This window comes from Alphaproteobacteria bacterium (assembly GCA_015231795.1).
GTDB lineage: Bacteria > Pseudomonadota > Alphaproteobacteria > Rhodospirillales > WMHbin7 > WMHbin7.
In genome coordinates this window covers 691,164-711,220 of the sequence record JADGAX010000001.1, presented here as the reverse complement: position 1 = coordinate 711,220, position 20,057 = coordinate 691,164, and the positions used below count along the sequence as shown (strand labels likewise).

Annotated in this window: 16 protein-coding genes; 11 read left to right on the top strand and 5 right to left on the bottom strand. The window is 62.0% G+C overall.

What is annotated here, in order from left to right; all coding sequences use genetic code 11:
• Nucleotides 1–28: 28 nt before the first annotated feature.
• From HQL44_03415 to HQL44_03395, 5 genes are read right to left on the bottom strand one after another with little or no spacing between them, the layout of a single operon-like run.
• On the bottom strand, nucleotides 29–379 hold the full coding sequence (locus tag HQL44_03415; GenBank protein MBF0267623.1) for a hypothetical protein: 351 nt from the start codon (nucleotides 377–379) through the stop codon (nucleotides 29–31).
• Nucleotides 376–1,086 carry an ABC transporter ATP-binding protein gene (locus tag HQL44_03410; protein MBF0267622.1) on the bottom strand — a complete coding sequence of 237 codons (711 nt, stop codon included), beginning with the start codon at nucleotides 1,084–1,086 and terminating at the stop codon, nucleotides 376–378. The genes HQL44_03415 and HQL44_03410 overlap by 4 nt, the downstream gene beginning before the upstream one ends.
• Entirely contained in the window at nucleotides 1,080–1,898 is an 819-nt protein-coding gene (locus HQL44_03405; GenBank protein MBF0267621.1) for an ATP-binding cassette domain-containing protein, read from the bottom strand. Before HQL44_03405 ends, HQL44_03410 begins: the two co-directional genes overlap by 7 nt.
• On the bottom strand, nucleotides 1,895–3,148 hold the full coding sequence (gene livM, locus HQL44_03400) for a high-affinity branched-chain amino acid ABC transporter permease LivM (protein MBF0267620.1): 1,254 nt from the start codon (nucleotides 3,146–3,148) through the stop codon (nucleotides 1,895–1,897). The genes HQL44_03405 and livM overlap by 4 nt, the downstream gene beginning before the upstream one ends.
• Before the next feature lie 6 nt (nucleotides 3,149–3,154).
• Complete coding sequence (locus tag HQL44_03395) at nucleotides 3,155–4,069, bottom strand: branched-chain amino acid ABC transporter permease LivH (GenBank protein MBF0267619.1); 915 nt, start codon at nucleotides 4,067–4,069, stop codon at nucleotides 3,155–3,157.
• A gap of 422 nt (nucleotides 4,070–4,491) precedes the next feature.
• Here HQL44_03395 and HQL44_03390 point away from each other — a divergent pair, with 422 nt between their 5' ends.
• The 11 genes from HQL44_03390 to HQL44_03340 all read left to right on the top strand — a co-directional run bounded on the left by HQL44_03390 (nucleotide 4,492) and on the right by HQL44_03340 (nucleotide 20,056).
• Nucleotides 4,492–6,039, top strand: coding sequence for a tetratricopeptide repeat protein (locus HQL44_03390; protein ID MBF0267618.1), 1,548 nt, complete (start codon nucleotides 4,492–4,494; stop codon nucleotides 6,037–6,039).
• 3 nt (nucleotides 6,040–6,042) lie between these two features.
• Entirely contained in the window at nucleotides 6,043–7,083 is a 1,041-nt protein-coding gene (locus HQL44_03385) for an AAA family ATPase (GenBank protein ID MBF0267617.1), read from the top strand.
• Nucleotides 7,084–7,085: 2 nt separating this feature from the next.
• Entirely contained in the window at nucleotides 7,086–7,832 is a 747-nt protein-coding gene (locus tag HQL44_03380) for a prepilin peptidase (protein ID MBF0267616.1), read from the top strand.
• 150 nt (nucleotides 7,833–7,982) lie between these two features.
• Complete coding sequence (locus HQL44_03375; protein MBF0267615.1) at nucleotides 7,983–10,007, top strand: hypothetical protein; 2,025 nt, start codon at nucleotides 7,983–7,985, stop codon at nucleotides 10,005–10,007.
• 40 nt (nucleotides 10,008–10,047) lie between these two features.
• Entirely contained in the window at nucleotides 10,048–10,818 is a 771-nt protein-coding gene (locus tag HQL44_03370) for a hypothetical protein (protein ID MBF0267614.1), read from the top strand.
• A gap of 1 nt (nucleotide 10,819) precedes the next feature.
• Nucleotides 10,820–11,524 carry a hypothetical protein gene (locus tag HQL44_03365; protein MBF0267613.1) on the top strand — a complete coding sequence of 235 codons (705 nt, stop codon included), beginning with the start codon at nucleotides 10,820–10,822 and terminating at the stop codon, nucleotides 11,522–11,524.
• On the top strand, nucleotides 11,521–12,675 hold the full coding sequence (locus tag HQL44_03360; GenBank protein MBF0267612.1) for a helix-turn-helix transcriptional regulator: 1,155 nt from the start codon (nucleotides 11,521–11,523) through the stop codon (nucleotides 12,673–12,675). Before HQL44_03365 ends, HQL44_03360 begins: the two co-directional genes overlap by 4 nt.
• Before the next feature lie 119 nt (nucleotides 12,676–12,794).
• Nucleotides 12,795–13,580: a prepilin-type N-terminal cleavage/methylation domain-containing protein gene (locus HQL44_03355; protein ID MBF0267611.1), complete on the top strand. Its 786-nt coding sequence runs from the start codon at nucleotides 12,795–12,797 to the stop codon at nucleotides 13,578–13,580.
• A gap of 121 nt (nucleotides 13,581–13,701) precedes the next feature.
• Nucleotides 13,702–16,242, top strand: a complete 2,541-nt coding sequence (locus HQL44_03350) for a tetratricopeptide repeat protein (protein MBF0267610.1) — start codon at nucleotides 13,702–13,704, stop codon at nucleotides 16,240–16,242.
• Between the two features lie 913 nt (nucleotides 16,243–17,155).
• A complete protein-coding gene (tadA, locus tag HQL44_03345; protein MBF0267609.1) occupies nucleotides 17,156–18,835 on the top strand; it encodes a Flp pilus assembly complex ATPase component TadA in 1,680 nt (559 codons plus the stop codon).
• 12 nt (nucleotides 18,836–18,847) lie between these two features.
• Nucleotides 18,848–20,056: a type II secretion system F family protein gene (locus HQL44_03340; protein ID MBF0267608.1), complete on the top strand. Its 1,209-nt coding sequence runs from the start codon at nucleotides 18,848–18,850 to the stop codon at nucleotides 20,054–20,056.
• Nucleotide 20,057 lies beyond the last annotated feature (1 nt).

Below are 20,057 nucleotides of genomic sequence, written 5' to 3'. Positions count from 1 at the left end.
TGCGAATCTTACTCATCATGTGGTTACTTTACGAGATTTGCCTCCAGCCGAAAACGCCGACCCGCTCGTAAAGCCATGGGTACTGGCGCACCATCAGGGCCGCCAGGGCGGTGCGATAGGCCGTCAGCGTGAAAATGGTCAACAAGATGGTGTCGATCAGATAGCCCGACAGCGACAACAACTCGCCCTGGAACAGGGCGTAGATCAGAAAGCGCGCTCCCATCCCCAGCAAGGGCGCATAGACCAGACATTGCCAGATCGGCCGCCAATTGCGCCCCAACGCATGCCCGGTCATGATGGCGCAACCGCCCGCAAAAACGACGGTGATGCCGAGAAACACGCCGAGGCTGGTGCCCATGAGGTCTTGGAAGGTGATCATGCATGGCCTCCTTCCAGATAGGCTTTCTTGATTTCCGGATTGGCCAACAGTTCCTGCCCGCTGCCCGACAACGTGATCTTGCCGTTCACCATCACATAGCCGCGATCAGCCAGTTTCAGCGCGTGATAGGCGTTCTGCTCGACCAGGAAAACGGTGACGCCCTGGCGTCTGATCTCGGCCACGATCTCGAAAATCTGGCGCACGACCAGGGGCGCCAATCCCAGCGAAGGCTCGTCCAGCAGCAACAATTTCGGGCGCGCCATCAAGGCCCTGCCGATGGCCAGCATCTGCTGCTCGCCGCCCGACAGCGTGCCGCCTCGCTGGTCCAGCCTTTCTTGAAGGCGCGGGAACAGGCCCAGCACCTTGGCCAGATCCTCGTCGAAATGTTCGGGCTTGGCGGTGACCGCCCCCATCTTCAAATTCTCGAGCACCGACATGCGCGCAAAGATGCGCCGCCCTTCGGGCGCTATGGCGATGCCCTTGCGCACGATCTCGAAGGTGGGCAGTTGCGTGATGTCCTGGCCTTCGAAACGGATGCTTCCCGAACTGGCGCGCGGATTGGCGCACAGGGTCAAAAGCAGTGTCGTCTTGCCGGCGCCGTTGGCGCCGATCAGGGTGACGATCTCACCCGTTCCCACCTCGAGATCGACACCTTTCAATGCTTCGATGCGCCCATAATGGGTGTGGGCCTGGGAAACGCTCAACATGCGCTTTCCTCCGCATCCTCGGCCTCGCCCAAATAGGCGCGGATGACGGCCTTGTCGGCGCGCACATGGGCGGGCGGGCCTTCGGCGATCTTGCGTCCGTAATCCAGCACCACCACATGGTCGGAAATGCCCATCACCACGCTCATGTCGTGCTCGATCAAAAGGATGCCGATCTCCTCTTCGCGCTTGATCGACAGCAACAGCTGATTGAGATCGGCCGACTCTTTGGGATTAAGGCCCGCCGCCGGTTCGTCGAGGCACAGAAGCTCAGGCCCCGTGCACATGGCCCTGGCGATTTCCAACCGACGCTGGTCGCCATAGGGCAGGGCGTTCGCGGCTTCGTCGGCCTTGGCGATCAATCCCACCTTGTCCAGCCAGTGGCGCGCCAAGTCCAGCGCGTTTCTTTCCGCCTTGCGGTAACCGGGCAGGCCGAACAAGCCGCCCAGCGTGAACAGCGAGGCTTTCATCAAGGCCGTGTGTTGGGCCACCATCAGATTTTCCAACACCGTCATGTTGGCGAACAGGCGGATGTTCTGGAAAGTGCGCGCCACGCGGGCGGTTCTGGTGATCATGTGCCCGTCGAGGCGCTCGAGCAGGAAGCGTTTGCCACTTCGGTGCGACAGGCGCAGCATGCCAGAACTGGGGCGATAGAATCCGGTCAGGCAGTTGAAGACGGTGGTTTTGCCAGCGCCGTTAGGGCCGATGATGGCGGTGATTTCCCTGTGCCTGGCTTCGAAGGACAGATCGCCGATGGCGACCAAGCCGCCGAAGCGCATGGTCAGATGATCGACGGCCAGCAGGGGCGCCGTCATGGCTTTTCCCCCTTCAGTCGGACCGTGGGATCGCGTTTGCTCATCAAGCCTTCGGGCCGCCAGACCATGATCATCACCATGGCGCAGCCGAAGGCCAGCATGCGGTATTGCGCCAATTCCCGGAACCATTCTGGAATGCCGATCAAAAGAATGGCGGCGAAGGCGACGCCCATCTGACTGCCCTTGCCGCCCAGCACCGCGATGGCCAGGATCAGCGCCGATTCGATGAAGGAAAAGCTGTCGGGGCTGATGAAGCCCTGGCGGGTGGCGAAGAACGATCCCGCGAAGCCCGCGAACATGGCGCCCAGCGCGAAGGCGGACAATTTCACCATGGTCGGGTTGATGCCCAGCGCCTTGCAGGCGATTTCGTCTTCGCGCAATGCCTCCCAGGCCCGGCCCAGCGGCAATTTGCGGATGCGGATGGTGAACAGGTTGGTGGCCAGCGCCAACAGCAAGATCAGGTAGTAAAGGAACACCACGCGATGGAAGCTGGAATAGTCGAGCGAGAACAATTCGTGGAAGGCGGTGATTCCCTCCTGCGGTTCGGCGGTGAAAGGAAAGCCGAAGAAGGATGGGCGCTGGATCGATGAAATGCCGTTGGGGCCGCCGGTGAAATCCTGCCAGTTCAACAGAATGACGCGGATGATTTCGCCGAATCCCAGCGTCACGATGGCCAGATAGTCGCCGCGCAGGCGCAGCACCGGAAAGCCCAGCAGAATGCCGAACAGGGCCGCGAACAGCCCGGCCAGCGGCAGGCATATCCAAAAGGACAGGCCGAAATTCAGACTGAGCAGCGCGTAGGAATAGGCCCCAACCGCATAGAAGGCGACATAGCCCAGATCGAGCAGGCCAGCCAGACCGACCACGATGTTCAACCCCCAGCCCAGCATGACGTAAATCAGGATCAAGGTGGCCTTGTCGATCAGATTGCGGTCGGCGAAAGGCAGCAGGGGAAGAACCAGGGCGACGCCCGCCAGCAAATAGCCGCTCCAGGACAGGCGGCGGGTGACGGCGCTGAATTTTGGCGCCAGACCCTGGGCAGCAGCCATGAAAAAGGGCCTTGCAAGGCCCATGAAAAGACGACCGGCGAAGACGATGACGGCAGCGGCTCCGACCCAATCGAAGCGAAAGCCGAGGTTGGTGCCGGCAGCGCCGTCGGGCAGGCGGAAACCAGCCAGCGGCAGGGCCAGGCCGAAGGCGATCAGGGCGGCCAGCCCAGCGTCTTTCAGAAGGAAGGGAAGGCGGGCCATCGCGGCTTACACCTTTTCGATTTCGGGGCGGCCCAACAGGCCGGTGGGGCGGAAGATCAGCACCAGAACCAGGATCGAGAAGGCGGCGACGTCCTTGTATTCGGTGGTGAAATAACCCGACCAAAAGGCCTCGATCAGGCCGATCAGCAGGCCGCCCAGCATGGCGCCCGGCAAGGACCCGATGCCGCCCAGCACGGCGGCCGTGAAGGCCTTGATGCCCGCCAGAAAGCCGATATAGAAATCGATCACGCCGTAATAAAGCGTCACCATCAGTCCGGCCACGGCGGCCAGGGCGGCGCCGATCACGAAGGTGGCCGAGATGGTGCGGTCCACATTCACGCCGATCAGCGCGGCCATGGTCATGTCCTGCTCGCAGGCCCGCTGGGCGCGGCCCAGGCTGGTGTTCTTGATCAGCCAGGTAAAGCCGATCATCAGCACCACGGTCAGTGCTACGATGACGATTTGCAAGAAGGACAGGCGCACAGCGAAGCTGTCAGCCTCCATCAGAATCAAGCCGCCCGGCACGGTGGGCGGCAAGGTCTTCACCCGAGCACCTTGCAGAATTTGCACCATGTTGCCCAGCAGGATCGACATGCCGATGGCGGTGATCAGCGGCGCTAGGCGAAACGATCCCCGAAGCGGGCGATAGGCCAGCCGCTCGACGGCCCAGCCCCACAGGGCCGTGAACCCCATGGCCAGGATCAGCACCAGGAACAGGGCCAGCGGCACATAGGTGACGCCCATGGCCCCCAGAACCAGGAAGGCGATCAGCGAGATGAAGGCGCCGATCATATAGATTTCGCCATGGGCGAAATTGATCATGCCGATGATGCCGTAAACCATGGTGTAGCCGATGGCGATCAAGCCATAGATGGCCCCCAGCGTGACGCCATTTATCAATTGCTGAAGAAAATAAGCCACTTGCGCTCCCGGCCAGTCTGCTTCCAAGAAACCTACCTGCCTGGGCGGGGGTGTCAAGGGCGCATGCGGAAGGGGCGGCGCCATGGACCGGCGCCCGCGAATACTTGTTTTACACTAAGTAATTTGCCAGGTTTCGCTTTGCGAATACCTGAAATTGCCGCGACTCGGAGATAGAATTCGCCGAGTCGTCCTTTTCTTCACAAACCACAAAATGTCGCGCCCGATCCGGCAATGCCTCCCTCCTATTGTGGGAGATATCCTTCAACCCATTGGAAATGAACGTTCTCCTGGCGTTAACCCGCTGGTCCGTGCAAAGACGAAAAAACGCCTAATTCCGGGCTTTTCTAGAATTAACCGAATCTTAGCCGCATGCCTGTTAGGCAGGATCGTCGACATATTATGTGTAGCGGGTTCTGGGACCGATGAGTGTTCTCTTCAAAGCGCTGGCGAAAGCTGCCGAGGCCAATAAGGCCCGGCACCGTTCGGCTGGCGTTTTGCCGGGGTCCCAGGCTTCTTTCGCCCAGCCTTCATACTCTTCGCGCCCGCAATCCCAGCCCCAACCGCCCACCCCAAGAAATCCGGCCCTTTCCCGCAGGCCCGCCGCTCATTCGGCCATGTGGCAAGCCCTGGCCGCCGCCGCTTCCAGCGCCGGGCACGGAGTTGCCGATCTCAATCGGTATGTTGCGCCCGCGTCCGAACCTGAGTTGGACGGCGTTCCCGCCAAGCGCCGTTTCGACATGGATGGCTTGAAGCGTCTGGGCAGCCTGGGTGGGCGCGTCCGCCTTAGCGAAAGCATGGGGCGTCCCAGCCCGCGTCCCTTCCGCATCGCGTTGATCGTGTTGGTGACGTCATTGGGCGGCACGCTGGGCGCCCTTTACTATTTCGGCGACGACACGCTGGCGATCTATGAGGAGTTGATGGGAGAAGAACCCGCCCGTCAGCCGCCGCCGCCGCGCAAGCCCCGCCAACTCGCACAAGCACCCAAGCCCCCCGTCGAAGCGCCGGTCGAAGCGCCCGTCGAAGCCCCTGCCGAACCGGCCAAGGTCGAAGAACCCAAGCAGGATGCTCCCGCCCCCGAGGCTGCCGCTCAGCCGCCTGCGGCTCCGGTTGGAGTGCCCAAATACATTCCGTCGTCGCCTGCCGTCAGCGATGCCGACGCCGCCGTTGACCGGGTGGTCGCCGAGGCCGGTCGCCGCACGACCCAGGAAAAAGACATCGCCGACAAAGCGGCTGTCGATCTGCCCGGCCTGTTGGCTGATGTGCGCGCCCGCAAGGCGCAGGGCGCCGTAACGCCCCAAATCGACGTGCGCAAGGCTTCGGGCACGCCCAGCGTGGTCGTTCCCGGCGGCGACACCAAGCTTGACATGGTGCGCGTGGGCACAAGTTCCAGCCAAGTGCGCGAAGACTCCGAGATGGCATATGCGCGCTTGATGTCCGGCCAGTTCGAGGGGGCTGCCATTCTTTACGGCGAAGTCCTGAAGCGCGAGCCTAAGAACCTGTCGGCCCTGATGGGACGCGCCGCGGCCCTTCACAAGCTGGGCCAAATGGGCGAGGCGCGCGGCCTGTACCAACAGGCCCTGGCGATCAGCCCCGGCAATCGCGAGGTGTTGGCCAATCTGATGTCTCTGTACGGATCGGAAGATCCCAGGGACGCGCTGCGCCAGCTTGAAATGCTGCAGCAGGACAATCCGGGCTTCAGCCCCATTCCCGCCCAGATGGCCAATCTTTACGCCCAGTCGGGCGATCTTTCCGCCGCCATCCGCTATCTGGGGCTGGCGGTTCAGTTGGCGCCCGAAAATCTTTTGTACCGCTTCAATCTGGCCGTCATGCAAGACCGAGCCGGCATGTCTTCTGAAGCGGCAAATTCCTACGAAACCGTTCTCAATCTGGCCGCCAGGGGAAGCGTTGCGGCGCTGCCCATGCCGGTGGGACAGGTCAAGGAACGGCTCAGCTATCTAAGGACGAGGTGACGCATGCCCTATCTGGCCCATTTCGGATTGGTCGAAAAGCCGTTCACGCTAACCCCGAACCCTGAACTGTACATGCACACGGCCGAACACACCGGCATTGCGCAGGCGGTGGTCTATGCGCTCAAGCAGCAGGCGGGCGTGATCAAGGTGGTGGGCGACATCGGCACCGGCAAGACGATGTTGTGCCGCATCCTTTTGCATGCGCTGAACGATGTGCAGCCGCTGGCCTACATCAACGCGCCCGAGCGCGACGAGGAACGTCTGGTCGATACGGTCTGCACGGAATTCGGCGTTCAGCCCGGCTCGCGCGAAAGCGCCTACGAGGCGCTGCGCCATTTTCTGCTGGAAAAGCATGCCCAGGGCCATATGCCCATCTTGATCGTCGACGAGGCGCAGGCGCTGGGCGTCGAAGGTTTGGAATCCCTGCGTCTGCTGTCGAACTTGGAAACCGAACACGACAAGCTGCTGCAGATCGTGCTGTTCGGCCAGCCCGAACTGGATGCCCTGCTGAAGCGCTATGAATTGCGCCAGCTCAATCAGCGGGTCGTGCATAGTTTCTATACGCGCAAGCTGACCAGCGCCGAGGCCGAGCAATATGTGCGCCACCGCCTGTCTTGCACCAGGCGCAAGGGCAATCGGCGCGAACTGTTCTCGAAAGGGGCTTTGGCCCTGATGGCCAAATCCAGCCGCGGCATTCCGCGCTTGCTGAACATCTTAAGCGAAAAGGCCCTGCTGGTGGCTTATTCCGAGACGGCGCCGCGCGTCGAGCGCTCGCATGTCGAGGACGCAATCGCCGATTCCAAGGATCTGTTGTTCTCGCCCGTTTCCATTCTGGACAGAACCACGACAAGGCGCGTCTTGTGGGCCGCCTTGGCGGCGGAAGCGGCGCTGGCCGCCGTCATCGCGCTGTTCTTGCTGCCGATCGGCGATTTCAAAGGATCGAGCTTTCTGGCCCGCCTGCTGGAAAGTGGCGTTCCTGCCGTCGAAAGCACCCAGACCGCGGCCCTGCCCGGACCCGAGGCGCGCCAGCTTCAGGACCGTTGATATTGGAGAGCGTTCCGGCGCCCCTGCTTTACATCGTCTTCGCGCTTTACGGTTTGGCGACGGGCAGTCTGGCCGGGGCGTTGTCCTATCGCCTGCCCAGGCGCCAGCCGGTGATCTTCGACCGCTCGCGCTGTCCTTCTTGCGCCGCCACGTTGGGCGCGCGCGATCTGATTCCCGTTCTTTCCTGGCTGCTGGCCAAGGGCCGCTGCCGTCATTGCAAGGCGCCGGTCTCTTCCCGCTATCTTTGGATAGAACTGGCGGTCACCGCCTTGTTCCTGGCCGCCTTGGCGCTAGCCCCCAATTTATGGGCCGCCGTGTGTCTGGCCTTTCTGGGGGCGGGGCTGGTCGTGCTGGTCGTTAGTGATCTCGAGATGCGCATTCTGCCCGATCCCATTCAAGGCGGCTTGGCGCTGCTGGCCTTGGGCTGGCAGGCATCGACCCAGGCCGAATGGCAAGACATGATTCTGGGCGGGGGGCTGGGTTTGGGCGTGGGATTGCTGCTGCGCTTCGCCTATTTGGCCCTCAAGAAGCGTCATGGCCTGGGGATGGGAGACGTGAAATTCCTGGGCGTGGCTGGTCTTTGGCTGGGGCTGGCGGCCCTGCCGACCTTCTTGCTGCTGGCCGGCCTTTTGGGGGTTGCTTTCGGATTGATTTGGCGGCTGGCGACCGGGAACAAGGTGTTCCCCTTTGGTCCCGCCCTGGCGGCGGCCCTGTTCCTGACCTTGGCCGTTCTGCCCGTAATACGCTAAACCCAGGAAATCCGCCGAGTCGCGGCCAACAATATCTCGTTGATGCAAACCCAAAAAAGCCCTATATATTGTGAGTTGGATTGGAAGAGCTATAAGCAGGGGCAAAGATGCCTGCCCTGGGGTGCAACGGGTATCCGGGATTTGGAGACGGTGGGTAATCGGGACGGACAGTTGAAGGACTTGCGACGCAGAGCCGGGCGGGGACTGGTCGTCCTTGCCGCCCTTATGGCTGTGCTTTCCCTGTCCAGCTGCAACGACAAGGACCTGAAATACGACCGCGCCGCTGGCCTGTCCAAGGATGATTACGAGGCGCTGAAGGATCGCCGCCCGCCCGAGGCCAAGCCCAAGGAAGCGCCGCCGATTCCCGATCTTCAGCCCGTGCTGGCCGCTCCCGCGCCGCCCAATTCGCTGGAGACCCGTCTGGTCTCGATCGAGGTGAACGACAGCGTCCCCTTAAAAGACGTTCTGATGGAACTGACCCGCAAGGCGTCGGTCGATCTTGAACTTGATCCCAACGTATCTGGCGGCATCATCTTTTCGGCGCATGAGCGCCCGTTCCCCCAGGTGATCGACCGCATCGCAGAACTGGCCGGATTGCGCTACAGCCTGAAGAACAATGTTCTCAGGGTCGAGCTGGACACCATGTATCAGGTGAATTACCGCCTGGATGCGATCAACCTGATTCGCAAAAGTGCGAGCAAAGTTGAAACCAATACCGACGTCTTCGCCGCCGTCTCGGGCGGCAGTGCTGCGGGCGGCAATTCCTCGTCCAGTTCGGTCGATGGTTCGTCGGAAGCCGATCTTTGGAAAGAGGTGGGCGACAACATCAAGCAGATCTTGCAAAATTCCGATCCGCGCAATCAGCCCACCTTGTCGCAATCCCAGTTAGGCAAGGTCAATCCGAACGCGACGTCGGCGCAGCCCGCCGCCAATCCCAATGGCGCCAGCCAGCAAGGGGCATCGCAGACCTCCGGTTCGCAAATGTCTTTGAAGGCGCAGAACGTCGCCAATCCGGCGGCGGCGGCCCAGGGCGTGGCGGCTGCCACCACCAATGCCGTCAATCAGGCCACCAATGATGGCGCTCAACCAGCCGCCGCCGGCGCAGCCACCGACCCATCTTCCGGCGCCAGCGCCCAGGCGGCTTCGGCTTCGGCCGCCTATACGTCGCCCACGCTCAGCTATCACAGCGTGAACAAGCAGGCGGGCCTTGTCACCATCTTCGGAAATTCGCGCCAGCAAAAGCTGGTCAAGGCCTATCTGGATCAGGTCAAGGCCGCCATCAGCACGCAGGTGCTGATCGAGGCCAAGGTGGTCGAGGTCACGCTGGCCGACGCCTTCAAGACCGGCATCAATTGGCGTTCGCTGACCGACCGCAACATCAATTTCGCGGCGCCGCTGGGCATTTCCAGCACGAACGCCTCGGGCACCACCACCACCACCTTGCCGACCACCGGCCCGCCCTTTACCACGTTTTCCTCTGCGGCGACCGGCGTCATGACGCTGGGCTATCTGAACCAGGATATCGGGGCCTTGGTGTCGCTGATCAAGGAATTCGGCACCGTGCGCACGTTGTCCAGTCCGCGCCTGACCGTGATGAACAATCAGACGGCGGTGCTGAAGGTGGCCGAAAACGAGGTTTATTTCCGCACGGAAATTCAAACCACGGTCAACAACGGCGTCAGCTCGACCAACTACACCAGCACCATGAACACCGTGCCGATCGGTCTGGTGATGACGGTGCAGCCCTCGGTCAATCTGGATACCGACGAGATTGCGTTGGGCTTGCGCCCCACCATTTCGCGCATCGCCAGAAGGGTCAACGATCCGGCTGTCGATTTGCAGGCGGCGGCGGCGGGATCGACCATCACCTCGGCGGTGCCGGTGGTCGAAGTGCGCGAGATGGATTCGGTGGTCACCATTCCAACCGGGCGCACCATCATCATGGGTGGCCTGATGCAAGAGCGCATCCAGAAGGACACGCAGGGCATTCCCGGTGCCCAGGACATTCCGCTGCTGGGCAATCTGTTCAAGGCGCAGGCCGATTCGGTGGCGGTGACCGAACTGGTGGTCCTGATCCGGGCCAGCGTGATCAAGGCCCCCGAAAAGTCGGTCAGCCCGGCCGATCGTGATCTTTACCAGAAATATACCCGCGACCCGCGCCCCTTGACCTTCTGACGCCGCAGGGTCACCTTTTCAAGGAGAAGGGTGAGAACCAATGTCCGCAACCCTGCGCTATGTTCTTCTGACCGCACTTCGCGACCGCCTGTTCGTCACCCTTCTGGGGTTGACGGCGCTGGTCTATGCCGTGGCGGGCGCGCTGGGCAAGGCCGCCCTGGCCGAAGGGCGCGAATTGTCCTTGCCGGTGGCGGCGGGCAGCGGGCGCAGCATCCTGGTGGCGGGCATCCTGATTTTCGTGGCCTTCCATGTGCGGCGCATGGCCGAAAACCGCGAATTGGAAACCCTGCTGGCCCGTCCGATTTCAAGAACGGGTTTCGTGGCCGCCTATGGATTGGGCCTGGCGTCGGTTGCCGTGTTGCTGGCGATACCGATGGGGCTGGGCCTGTCTTTCTTTCATCCCGGCTGGGCGGGGCTGGCCGTCTGGACCTTGTCGCTGGCCATGGAAGCGGCCATCGTGGCGGCGCTTGGCCTGTTCGCCGCCTTGGCGCTTGAAACGGCGGTGGCGGCGGCCTTGCTGTCGGGCGGCATTTACATTCTGGCGCGTCTGATGAGCGTGTTCGTCTCGCTGGCCGAATCCCGCGTTCTGGAAAACGAGACGCAAAGCGAGACGTTGGGCCTGCTGGTCCGCTTTCTTTTGAAAATTTTGTCGCTGCTGCTGCCCAGGCTTGACCTCTATTCGCAATCGGTCTGGCTGGTCCATGGCCCGCCGCCGCTGGAAACTATCTTGTTCCTGCTGGCCCAGACGGCGGTCTACGTGCCGATGCTGCTGCTGGCGTCTGTTTTCGACCTGCGCCGCAAAAGGTTCTGACATGCTGGCTCGCTTGCCGCACCCGGCCACCTGGGCCTTGCTGGCGACGTTGGCGGCGCAGCTTCTTGTTTGGGCGTGGGGCAGGGGCATGCATGCCAACGAGGAAATCACCCCGCCGCCGCCGCCCGCCTTGTCCCTGAAGCTGGCCGCCATGGGCGACGATCAGTTCCTGTTCCGCGCGCTGGGCCTGCATTTGCAGAATTTCGGCGACACCGGCGGGCAGGTGACGCCGCTGGCCGATTACGATTATCAGCGGCTGTATGGTTGGTTCCTGGCGCTGGATGGGCTTGATCCTCTGTCGGATTACGTGGCGGTGATCGCCGCCCAATATTACGGCATAACGCCTAAGCGCCAGGACGTGCGCCATGTGGTGGCCTATCTGCGCGCCCATGCCGCCAAGGATTACGCCCGCAATTGGCGCTGGCTGGCCCATGCGGTTTATCTGGCCCGCCACCGCATGAAGGATAACAGCCTGGCGCTTGAAGTGGCGCGCGAACTGGCTGGCCTGCCCATTCCCGACCTGCCGCCCTGGACGCGGGCCATGCCCGCCTACGCCCTGGCCGATCTGGGCGAGCGCGAGGCGGCCATCGCACTGCTGGTCGCCATCATGGCCACCGACGCCAAGCATCTGACGCCCGAGGAAATGGTGGGGATGGAAAAAAGCATCCGCAAATGGCAGCGCTTGGGCGAGGGCGGCCAACCATGATGACCGATCCCTTGCTGTCGCTGACCCAGGCCTTTCAATTGATGGGGCTGATCCAGTGCGTGTTGCTGCTGGCCTATCTGGCCGGATGCGGGGGCGACAGAATGCGCCGCCTGTTGGCCGGTCTGTTCTTTCTGGCCGTCGCCGCCGGTTTCGGCCTGCCTCTGTGGCCCGACGACGCGCCTTCCTGGCCGCTAGGACTGATGGCGGCCCTGGCGGGGGCCATGCCCGCCCTTAGTTATCTGCTGGCCGGGCAGATGCTGGAAGCCCACCTTCCCGACAAGCGCCAATTCGCCATCCTTTTGGCGCCGCTGGCGGGCGCTCCGCTGCTTTATTGGGGGAGCGTGGCCCCCATGGACGATGCCTGTCTGGCCAGCCTGTGCGTGGAAGCCCAGGCGGCGGCCCAGCTTTGGCAGGTGTTGGCGGGCGGGACCATCCTGCTGGCCATGATGGCGCTGGCCGAAGTGAAATTGCGCCAAGCCGAGGCCAAGCCCCAGGGCAAGGAGCGCCGAGGGTTGGTGCTGGGCCTCGTGATCGTCAATCTGGCCGTGCTGGGGGCGGTGCTGGCCGGTCATGCCAACCTGATCAGCCAAGACGAGTCGCTTTTTGCCCGCATCACCCTGGGCTTAGGCTTCATTTATCTGGCGACCAGCATGATGTTTCGCATTTTTCCCGAATCGAGCCAGTTCGCCCTGCATGCCAGCGAGACGGCGGCCCCCTCCTTCCTGGCCGAGACGCCGCCTTTGCCTTGTGCCGACCAGCCGCCCCCGGCCCCCTTGCCGCTGGGCGACGACGATCTGGCGCTGCTGGAACGGATTCGCCGCTACCTGGACCACGAGCGGCCGCAGCTTAAGGAGAATTTCCACCGCCAAAGCATGGCCAGGGCGCTGGGCGTGCCCGAGCATCGTTTATCGAAGGTGATCAATCAGGGTTTCGGCAAGTCCTTGATCGATGTGCTGAACGAATTGCGGGTCGAGGAAGCGCAGCGACTTTTATTATCAACAGATCAACAAATTACGCAGATCGCCTTCGCCTCGGGCTTCAACGCCCTGCCGTCTTTCCACCGGGTGTTTAAAAAGCATGCGGGCTGCTCGCCCTCGGAATGGCTGGAAAAAAATAGGGGTATTTTGCCTGAATCACCCCTCAAATCGTAAAATAAGCAGCTATTTCACCACCCTTATAAGATATTGTTAATTGCTCCAGGTGTTGAATGACCCTGGCAATGGTTAAGATCAGGCCCGTGCGGGGCCAAGTCACAAGGAAGGATCGGGGCATGTTTGGCATGTTAAGAGATTGGCTGGTTCAGAAGGAACGCGCGATCAGCGCCCGCCTTGAAAGCGCCGATGGGGAAGAAGGCTTCACCCTGATCGAAATGTCGATCGTGTTGGTCATCATCGGCCTGCTGATCGGCGGCGTGCTGAAGGGCCAGGAACTGATCGACAGCACAAGGCTGAAGGCCGTTGTGACACAGTGGGACGCCATCAAGGCGGCCACCAACGGTTTCCAGGACCGCTACAACGCCATGCCGGGCGATTACAACGCCGCCAACACCACCATCCGCGCCACCGGCGTTCAGGATGGCAATGGCGACGGAACGATCGGGGCTGCGGCTGCTGCGGGAGCCACTTTTGGGGCAAATGCCATCGCTGGCGAGAATTTGAATGCCTGGGCGCATTTGGCGGCGGCCAATCTGGTCTCGGGCGTTTCGCTGAATTCGGCGGCCAATACGGCGCAGGCGGCGGCCAGCGGCGGCATCATGCCGGGCCGCATCGCCAATACCTTCTATACCATCATTCAGGGCACCGATGTGGCGGATACCAGTATTTGGGCGCGCTTCCAGTTGGGCACCGCGGGCGCTATGACCGGCGATCCTTTAACGCCTCGTCAAGCCGCCGAGATCGAGCGCAAATATGACGATTCAGCCCCCACAACCGGGTCGATCCACGGCGCGGTTGCCGGAACCGGCACCACGGCAGGCACCTGCTTCGTGGCGGCCAGCAATACCTATAACGCGCTTAGCACCGCCAAGGCCTGTTCCTTGCTGATGGCGCTGCAATAAGCCAGACCGTTTTGGATGAAGAAGGGGGCCGTGTCGAAAGACGCGGCCCTTTTTCGTTGCAGCGCTTCACCTTGCTTGCGGGGAGTGCTAAGGGATTGGCAGGTCATTATGGGGATGGGTCATGAATCGTCAGCAGCGCCGGGCGGCGGCCAGCCGCAAGAAATCGGTCGCCGAGATCGATCTGGGTGAATCAGACTTTCACGCCAGGATCGAACGTTCCGCTCCCACCGCCACCCTGACGCTGGGGCTGGGCGACGGCATGGGGCCGGGGGCGGGATGGTCCTCGGGCATCATGGAAGCGGGCGTCACCCGCAAGAAATTCAGCCTGTTCTTTCGCCTGCTGGTTCGTCTGCTGCTGCGCCCTTGGCTGCTGGCGCGCATTCATCAGCCGGAAGCCTTGTGGTTCCTGGGGGTCATGGCCCAGCGAGTCGGCAAGGAGCAACTGGGCAAACATCTGATCGCCAGGGCCACCGGGCTTGATCCCGAACTGGCCAGACGCAAGCCGCTGGTCGAAAAACCGGTGGGGCGCACCTTGGCCCAGTGGCGGGCGCTAACCGAAAATACCGCCGATTCCGCCGCCGCCTGGATGGGTTTGGGCGAGGCCTTGCATGCGCGCGGCGATGACGAAGACGCCATGGCGGCCTTTTCGAAAGCCTTGGCGCTGGATGCCGGGCTGGAAGAAGCCTATTCGAATCTGGGTGCCATTCTGCTGCGCCAGTCGCGCTTTTCCGAAGCCGAAGAGGTGTTCTTGCGCCATTGCAAGGCGCATCCAAAATCGGCGCGCGCCTTCAACAATCTGGGCAACGCCATGATGCGCCAGGGCCGCGCCGTGGATGCCGAACGCACCTTGCGCAAGGCGGCGGCACTTGGCCCCGATTTGGTCGAGCCGCACAATAATCTGGGCAACGCGCTGTCGTTGCTGGGCCGCGTGGACGAGGCTGTCGTCAGCTATCAGCGCGCCCGCAAGCTGAAACCGGATTCCCCGGAGGTTCTGCTTAATCTGGGCACGGCCTTTTTGGCGCGCGGCGATTTCAAAAGCGCCGCCGACTGCTATTTCGAAGTCATCGAGATCAAGCCAGATCTGGGCGAAGCCTATCTGAATCTGGGGATTTTGCTGCAAAACAAAAGCAAATTCACCGAATCCGAGGCCGCTTTCCGCCACGGAATCGAGATATTGCCCAAACTGCCGGTGCTGCATGCCGCGCTGGGGAATTTGTTGCAGAATATGGGGCGGGTCGAGGAAGCCAAGGATTGCTATCAGCGGGGGCTGGCGATCAAGGAGGATGCGGGCTATCGGGTGGAAATGGCGCTTCTCTGCCCGGTCGTTTACGACACGATGGAACAGGCAAGCGAATGGCGCCAGCATCAGGTTGAAGCCATCCAGGCCTTGGAAGCGGCGAATGCCGAAATCAAGGACCCTTACAGCAGCGTCAATCTGACCAATTTCTATCAGGCCTATCCGGGGCTTGACGACCGCCCCCTGCAAGAAACCCTGGGACGCTTCTTTACCAAGGCCTGCCAGGAACTGACCTGGACGGCGCCGCATCTGGCCGCCGGAAAATGGCCCCAGCCTCGCAAGCGAATCCGGCTGGGCGTGCTGTCGGCCTTTTTGGAACCCACGCACACGATCGGAAAATTGTTCGCTGGCCTTTTGGCCAATCTGCCGCGCAGCCGTTTCGAACTGGTGATTTTCCGCTTCTATCATCAAAGCCCCAACCTGACCCGCGAGATCGACGAAAAGGCCGACCGGGTGGTTCGTCTTCCGTTGCGGCCGGGTGAACAGTTGCAGCGCATCGCAGCCGAGCGTTTGGACATTCTGTTCTTCCCCGACATCGGCATGTCCTATCACACCTACTTCATGGCCTTCTCGCGCTTGGCTCCGGTGCAGGTGGTGGCCTGGGGGCATCCCGACACTACGGGCATTCCCAATATGGATTATTTCGTTTCGACCGATTATCTCGATCCCCCCGGCAACGAATCGCATTACACGGAAAAGCTGGCCCGTTTGCCCTTGCCGCCCTGCTGCTATCAGCATCCCAAATTGGCGCAAGACGAACTGGCCGACCGCAAAGCGCTGAAGCTGCCCGAAGACAAGCGGCTGTACGTGTGCGCGCAAACGCCTTTCAAGGTGCATCCAGAATTCCGCCAAGCCTTGAAGCGCATTCTGGAGCGCGACACGGACGGCATAGTCGTATTCATCAACGCCAATCCGTTCCTGACCAAGCGGCTTAGCCAAAATCTGGAGCGCGAGCTGGGCGGCCTTTTCAAGCGGGTTCATTTCGTCGATCCGCTGAAATATCAGGAATTCCTGGGCCTGTGCGCCACTGCCGACGCGCTGCTCGACACCTTCCATTTCTCGGGCGGCAATTCCAGCCTGGAAGCCTTCGCCTATGGCAGTCCTATCGTCACCTTGCCCTCGGCCTTCATGCGCGGGCGCGTGACCGCGCAATTCTATAAAATGATGGGCATCGACGACTTGATCGCCGCTGACGCCGACCATTATGTGGAACTGGCCCTAAAACTGGCAAAGGATCGAGATTGGCGCGCCCAGATGCGCGAGCGGATTTTGGCCGCCAAGGGCGTTCTGTTCGAAAACAAGGATGCCGTGGCCCATTTCGCTGATTTCCTGGAAAAAGCGGCCTTGGGAGAGTGGCGAGGTTAACCCCCTGTTAGGCTGCTTTCCTTAGAGTGGGAGACTGGATAATGGGTTATGATTGCCCCCAGGCCCTATTGATGGAATTGGCATGGCGATGAACGGGAACAACCCGCCAGGCGGCGGCAGGCCACAAGCGCCAGCGCAGCCGCCAGCGGGACAGGCGAGACCGGCAAATCCGCAGGCGGCCCAGCAGCAGGCGGCAGCGGCGGCGGCGGCGCGTTCCGCCGTGCGCCAGATGGTGGGCGGCGGCCAGCCTGCCGCTGCGGCTCCGCAGACCCGTGCCCCAGCGCCTACAGCAGCGGCCCGCCCAGCCTCGAAGCCTTTGGAACTAGGGAGCGAGATCGGCGCTGTCGCAGCGCCAGCCAGACCAGCCGCTACCGCGCCAGCACCCAAAGCCGCCCCCAGTTTCCAACTGGGCGATATGGTGGGCGCGGCCCCGCCCGCATCAGCCCCCGCCGCCGCGCCGCAGCCCGCCAAGACATCCAGCCTGCAATTGGGCGAGTTGATCGGCGAGCTTGCGCCGCCTGCCGCGCCGCCGCCCGCCGCCGCCAAGCCAGCGCCCGCGTTTCAGTTGGGCGAGTTGGTAGGTAGTTCGTTGCCGGAAGCGCCGCCCCCGCAGCCCCCCATGCCCGCTGGTTTGCAATTGGGCGGATTGATCGGCGACGCAACGCCAGTTGCCAGCGCGCCAACGCCGCCCGCACCCCAGGCCCGTCAACCCGCCGCTCAGCCAGCGCCAGCGCCCCAAGCGCCGCCAGCGCCAGCGCCCCAAGCGCCGCCTGCCGCGCAATCGGCTCCGCCAGCACCTGCTCCCGCTCCAGGCGGTGGTGGTGGTGGTGGTGGTGGTGGTCCGCCCGGCGGTGGCGGTGGTGGCGGTCCGCCCGGCGGTGGTGGCGGCGGCGCTCCTCCCGGTGGCGGCGGCATGGCGCGCATCGGCGACAAGCTGGTCGATATGGGGCTGATCTCGAAAGATCAGCTGCATGTCGCCTTGTTCGAGAAGAAGCGCACCAACAAGATGATCGGCCAGACGCTGATCGATTTGGGCTTCATCACCGAACAAGCGCTTTCCGCCGTGCTGGCGCAAAGTTCGGGCTTCGAGCGTTTCGATCCGAAAAGCACCGTCGTCGATCCCGACCTGATCAAGAAATTTCCCAAGGAAGTGGCGGCGCGCTATCGCGTTTTCCCGGTCGCCATCGACGGCCAGCAGGCGCGCTTGGCCATGTCGGACATTTACGACGTTCTGGCGCTGGATCAGGCAAGGCGCTATTTCCCGCTGGGCGTCGAAATCACCCCGTTGGTGTGCAGCGAAACCGAAATCAACGAGGCCATCGACCAGTATTTCGGCTACGAACTGTCGATTGACGGCATCTTGCGCGAATTGGAAACCGGCAAGCACGACGTGTCGGCCGCCGCCATGTCCGCCGATTCCGGCTATGTGCATCCCCTGGTGCGCTTGGTCAACGCGCTGGTTCTCGACGCCGTGAAAGTGGGCGCTTCCGACATCCATTTTGAACCTGAGGGCATGTTCCTGCGCCTGCGCTATCGCATCGACGGCGTGATGACCCAGGTGCGCACCATCCACAAGGATCACTGGCCCGCCGTTTCGCACCGCCTGAAGATCGTGTCCGGCATGAACATCGCCGACAAGCTGAACCCGCAGGATGGACGTTTCAGCATCACGGTGGGCAACCGCAAGGTCGATTTCCGCGTCGCCGCCATGCCCACCTCGCACGGCGAAAACATCGTGCTGCGCATTCTGGACAAAAGCAAATCGCTGATGGGCATTCCGCAACTGGGCCTGTCGGAGAGCAATGAAGCCCTGTTGCTGAAAATGCTGAAGCGCCCGGAAGGCATCATCATCGTCACCGGCCCCACGGGTTCGGGCAAGACCACCACGCTGTACGGCATTCTGGCCCACATCAATTCGCTTGACGTCAACATCATGACGCTGGAAGACCCGGTGGAATATGAATTGCCCTTGATCCGCCAAGCGCAGGTGCGCGAAGGAACGGGCATGAATTTCGCCGACGGTGTCCGCGCCCTGTTGCGCCAAGATCCCGACATCATCTTCATCGGCGAGGTGCGCGACAAGGACACCGCCACCATGGCGCTGCGCGCCTCGATGACCGGCCACCAAGTATTCACCACCCTGCACACCAACGACGCCGCCGGCGCTTTGCCGCGCCTTGGCGATCTTGGCTTGGACGCCACCTTGATGGCGGGCAACATCATCGGCATTCTGGCCCAGCGCCTGTCTCGGCGCCTGTGCCCCAGTTGCCGCGAGATGAAGACGGCCAATGCCGAGGAATGCCGCGTTCTGGGCGCCGATCCGGCGCATCCGCCCAAGATCGGCCATCCCAAGGGTTGCGAGGCCTGCCGCCATACCGGATATAAGGGCCGCTTGGCGCTGCACGAAATTCTGCCCATGAACAAGGAGCTGGACGAAATGGTCATCGAAGGGGCTTCGATGAACATGATCCGCCAGGCGTCGCGCAAATACGGCTTCATCCCCATGGCCGACGACGGCATCGGCAAGGTGTTGAAGGGCCTGATCAGCGTGGAAGAGCTGATCGGCACCGTCGACGTGACCGACCGGTTGTAAGGGGCCGCCAAGATGCCGCTTTTCAACTACCGAGCCATCGACACCGGCGGACGATCCGTCCGGGGGCAGTTGAGCGCCTCCAACGACCTTGATCTTTTCCAGCGTTTGAAGGAATCGGGCCTTGAGCTGATCACCTCGTCCGAGGTGCGCCAGAACAAGCTGACCGCGCTGTTCGCGCCCAAGATCAAGCATCGCGACCTGATCCAGATGTGCGTGCATTTGCAGCAGTTGAACGCGGCGGGCGTGTCGCTGATCGAAGGGCTGGCCGATGTGCGCGATTCGACCGAACAGCCCAAGCTGCGCGATCTGGTTTCCGAAATCCACAGTTCGGTGGCCGAGGGCAAGTCGCTGTCGCAGGCCTTCGGCGCGCATCCCCGCGTTTTCGGCCCGGTCTTCACCTCGCTGATCTCGGCGGGCGAGGAAAGCGGCAATCTCAGCGAAGCCTTTTTGCAGCTGGTCAAACATCTGAAATGGACCGAAGAGGTAACGACCAAGATCAAGAAGGCGACGCGCTATCCGTCTGTCATGCTGGTCGTCATTCTGGGCCTGTTCTTCTTCATGATGACCATGGTGGTGCCGGAAGTGATCGGATTCTTGAAGGGCACCGGCCAGCCTTTGCCGGGCGTGACCTTGGCCCTGGTCGCCACTTCCGATTTCGTGATCAATTTCTGGTACGTCATCTTGATCACGCCGGTGGTGCTGCTGATCGGCATCCGCCTTTTGATGTCGGTCTCCGAGGAATTCCGCTACCGCATGCATTATCTTGTGCTGCGCATGCCCAAGATGGGCGACATGATCCGCAAGATTTCCCTGGCCCGCTTCGCGCACTTCTTCGCCGTCATGTTCCAAAGCGGCGTGCCGATCTTGCAATGCATCGAAACGGCGACCAAGGTGGTCAACAATCTGTGCTTGAGCAAATCGCTCGAGAACGTGCAGCGCACCGTGCAACAGGGCAACGCCTTTTCGGCGGCCTTGAAGAACACCGGCGAGTTTCCCAGTCTGGTCATCCGCATGGTCAAGATCGGCGAGGACAGCGGCAATCTGTCCGAGACGCTGGAGAACGTGACCAGCTTTTACGACACCGACGTCAACGACGCGGTGGACGGCCTGATCGCCATGATGGAGCCGATGCTGACCATGATCGTCGGCGCCCTGATGGCCTGGATCATCATGGCGATCTTCGGACCCATGTATGACAGCTTCAGCAAGATGGGGATTTAGC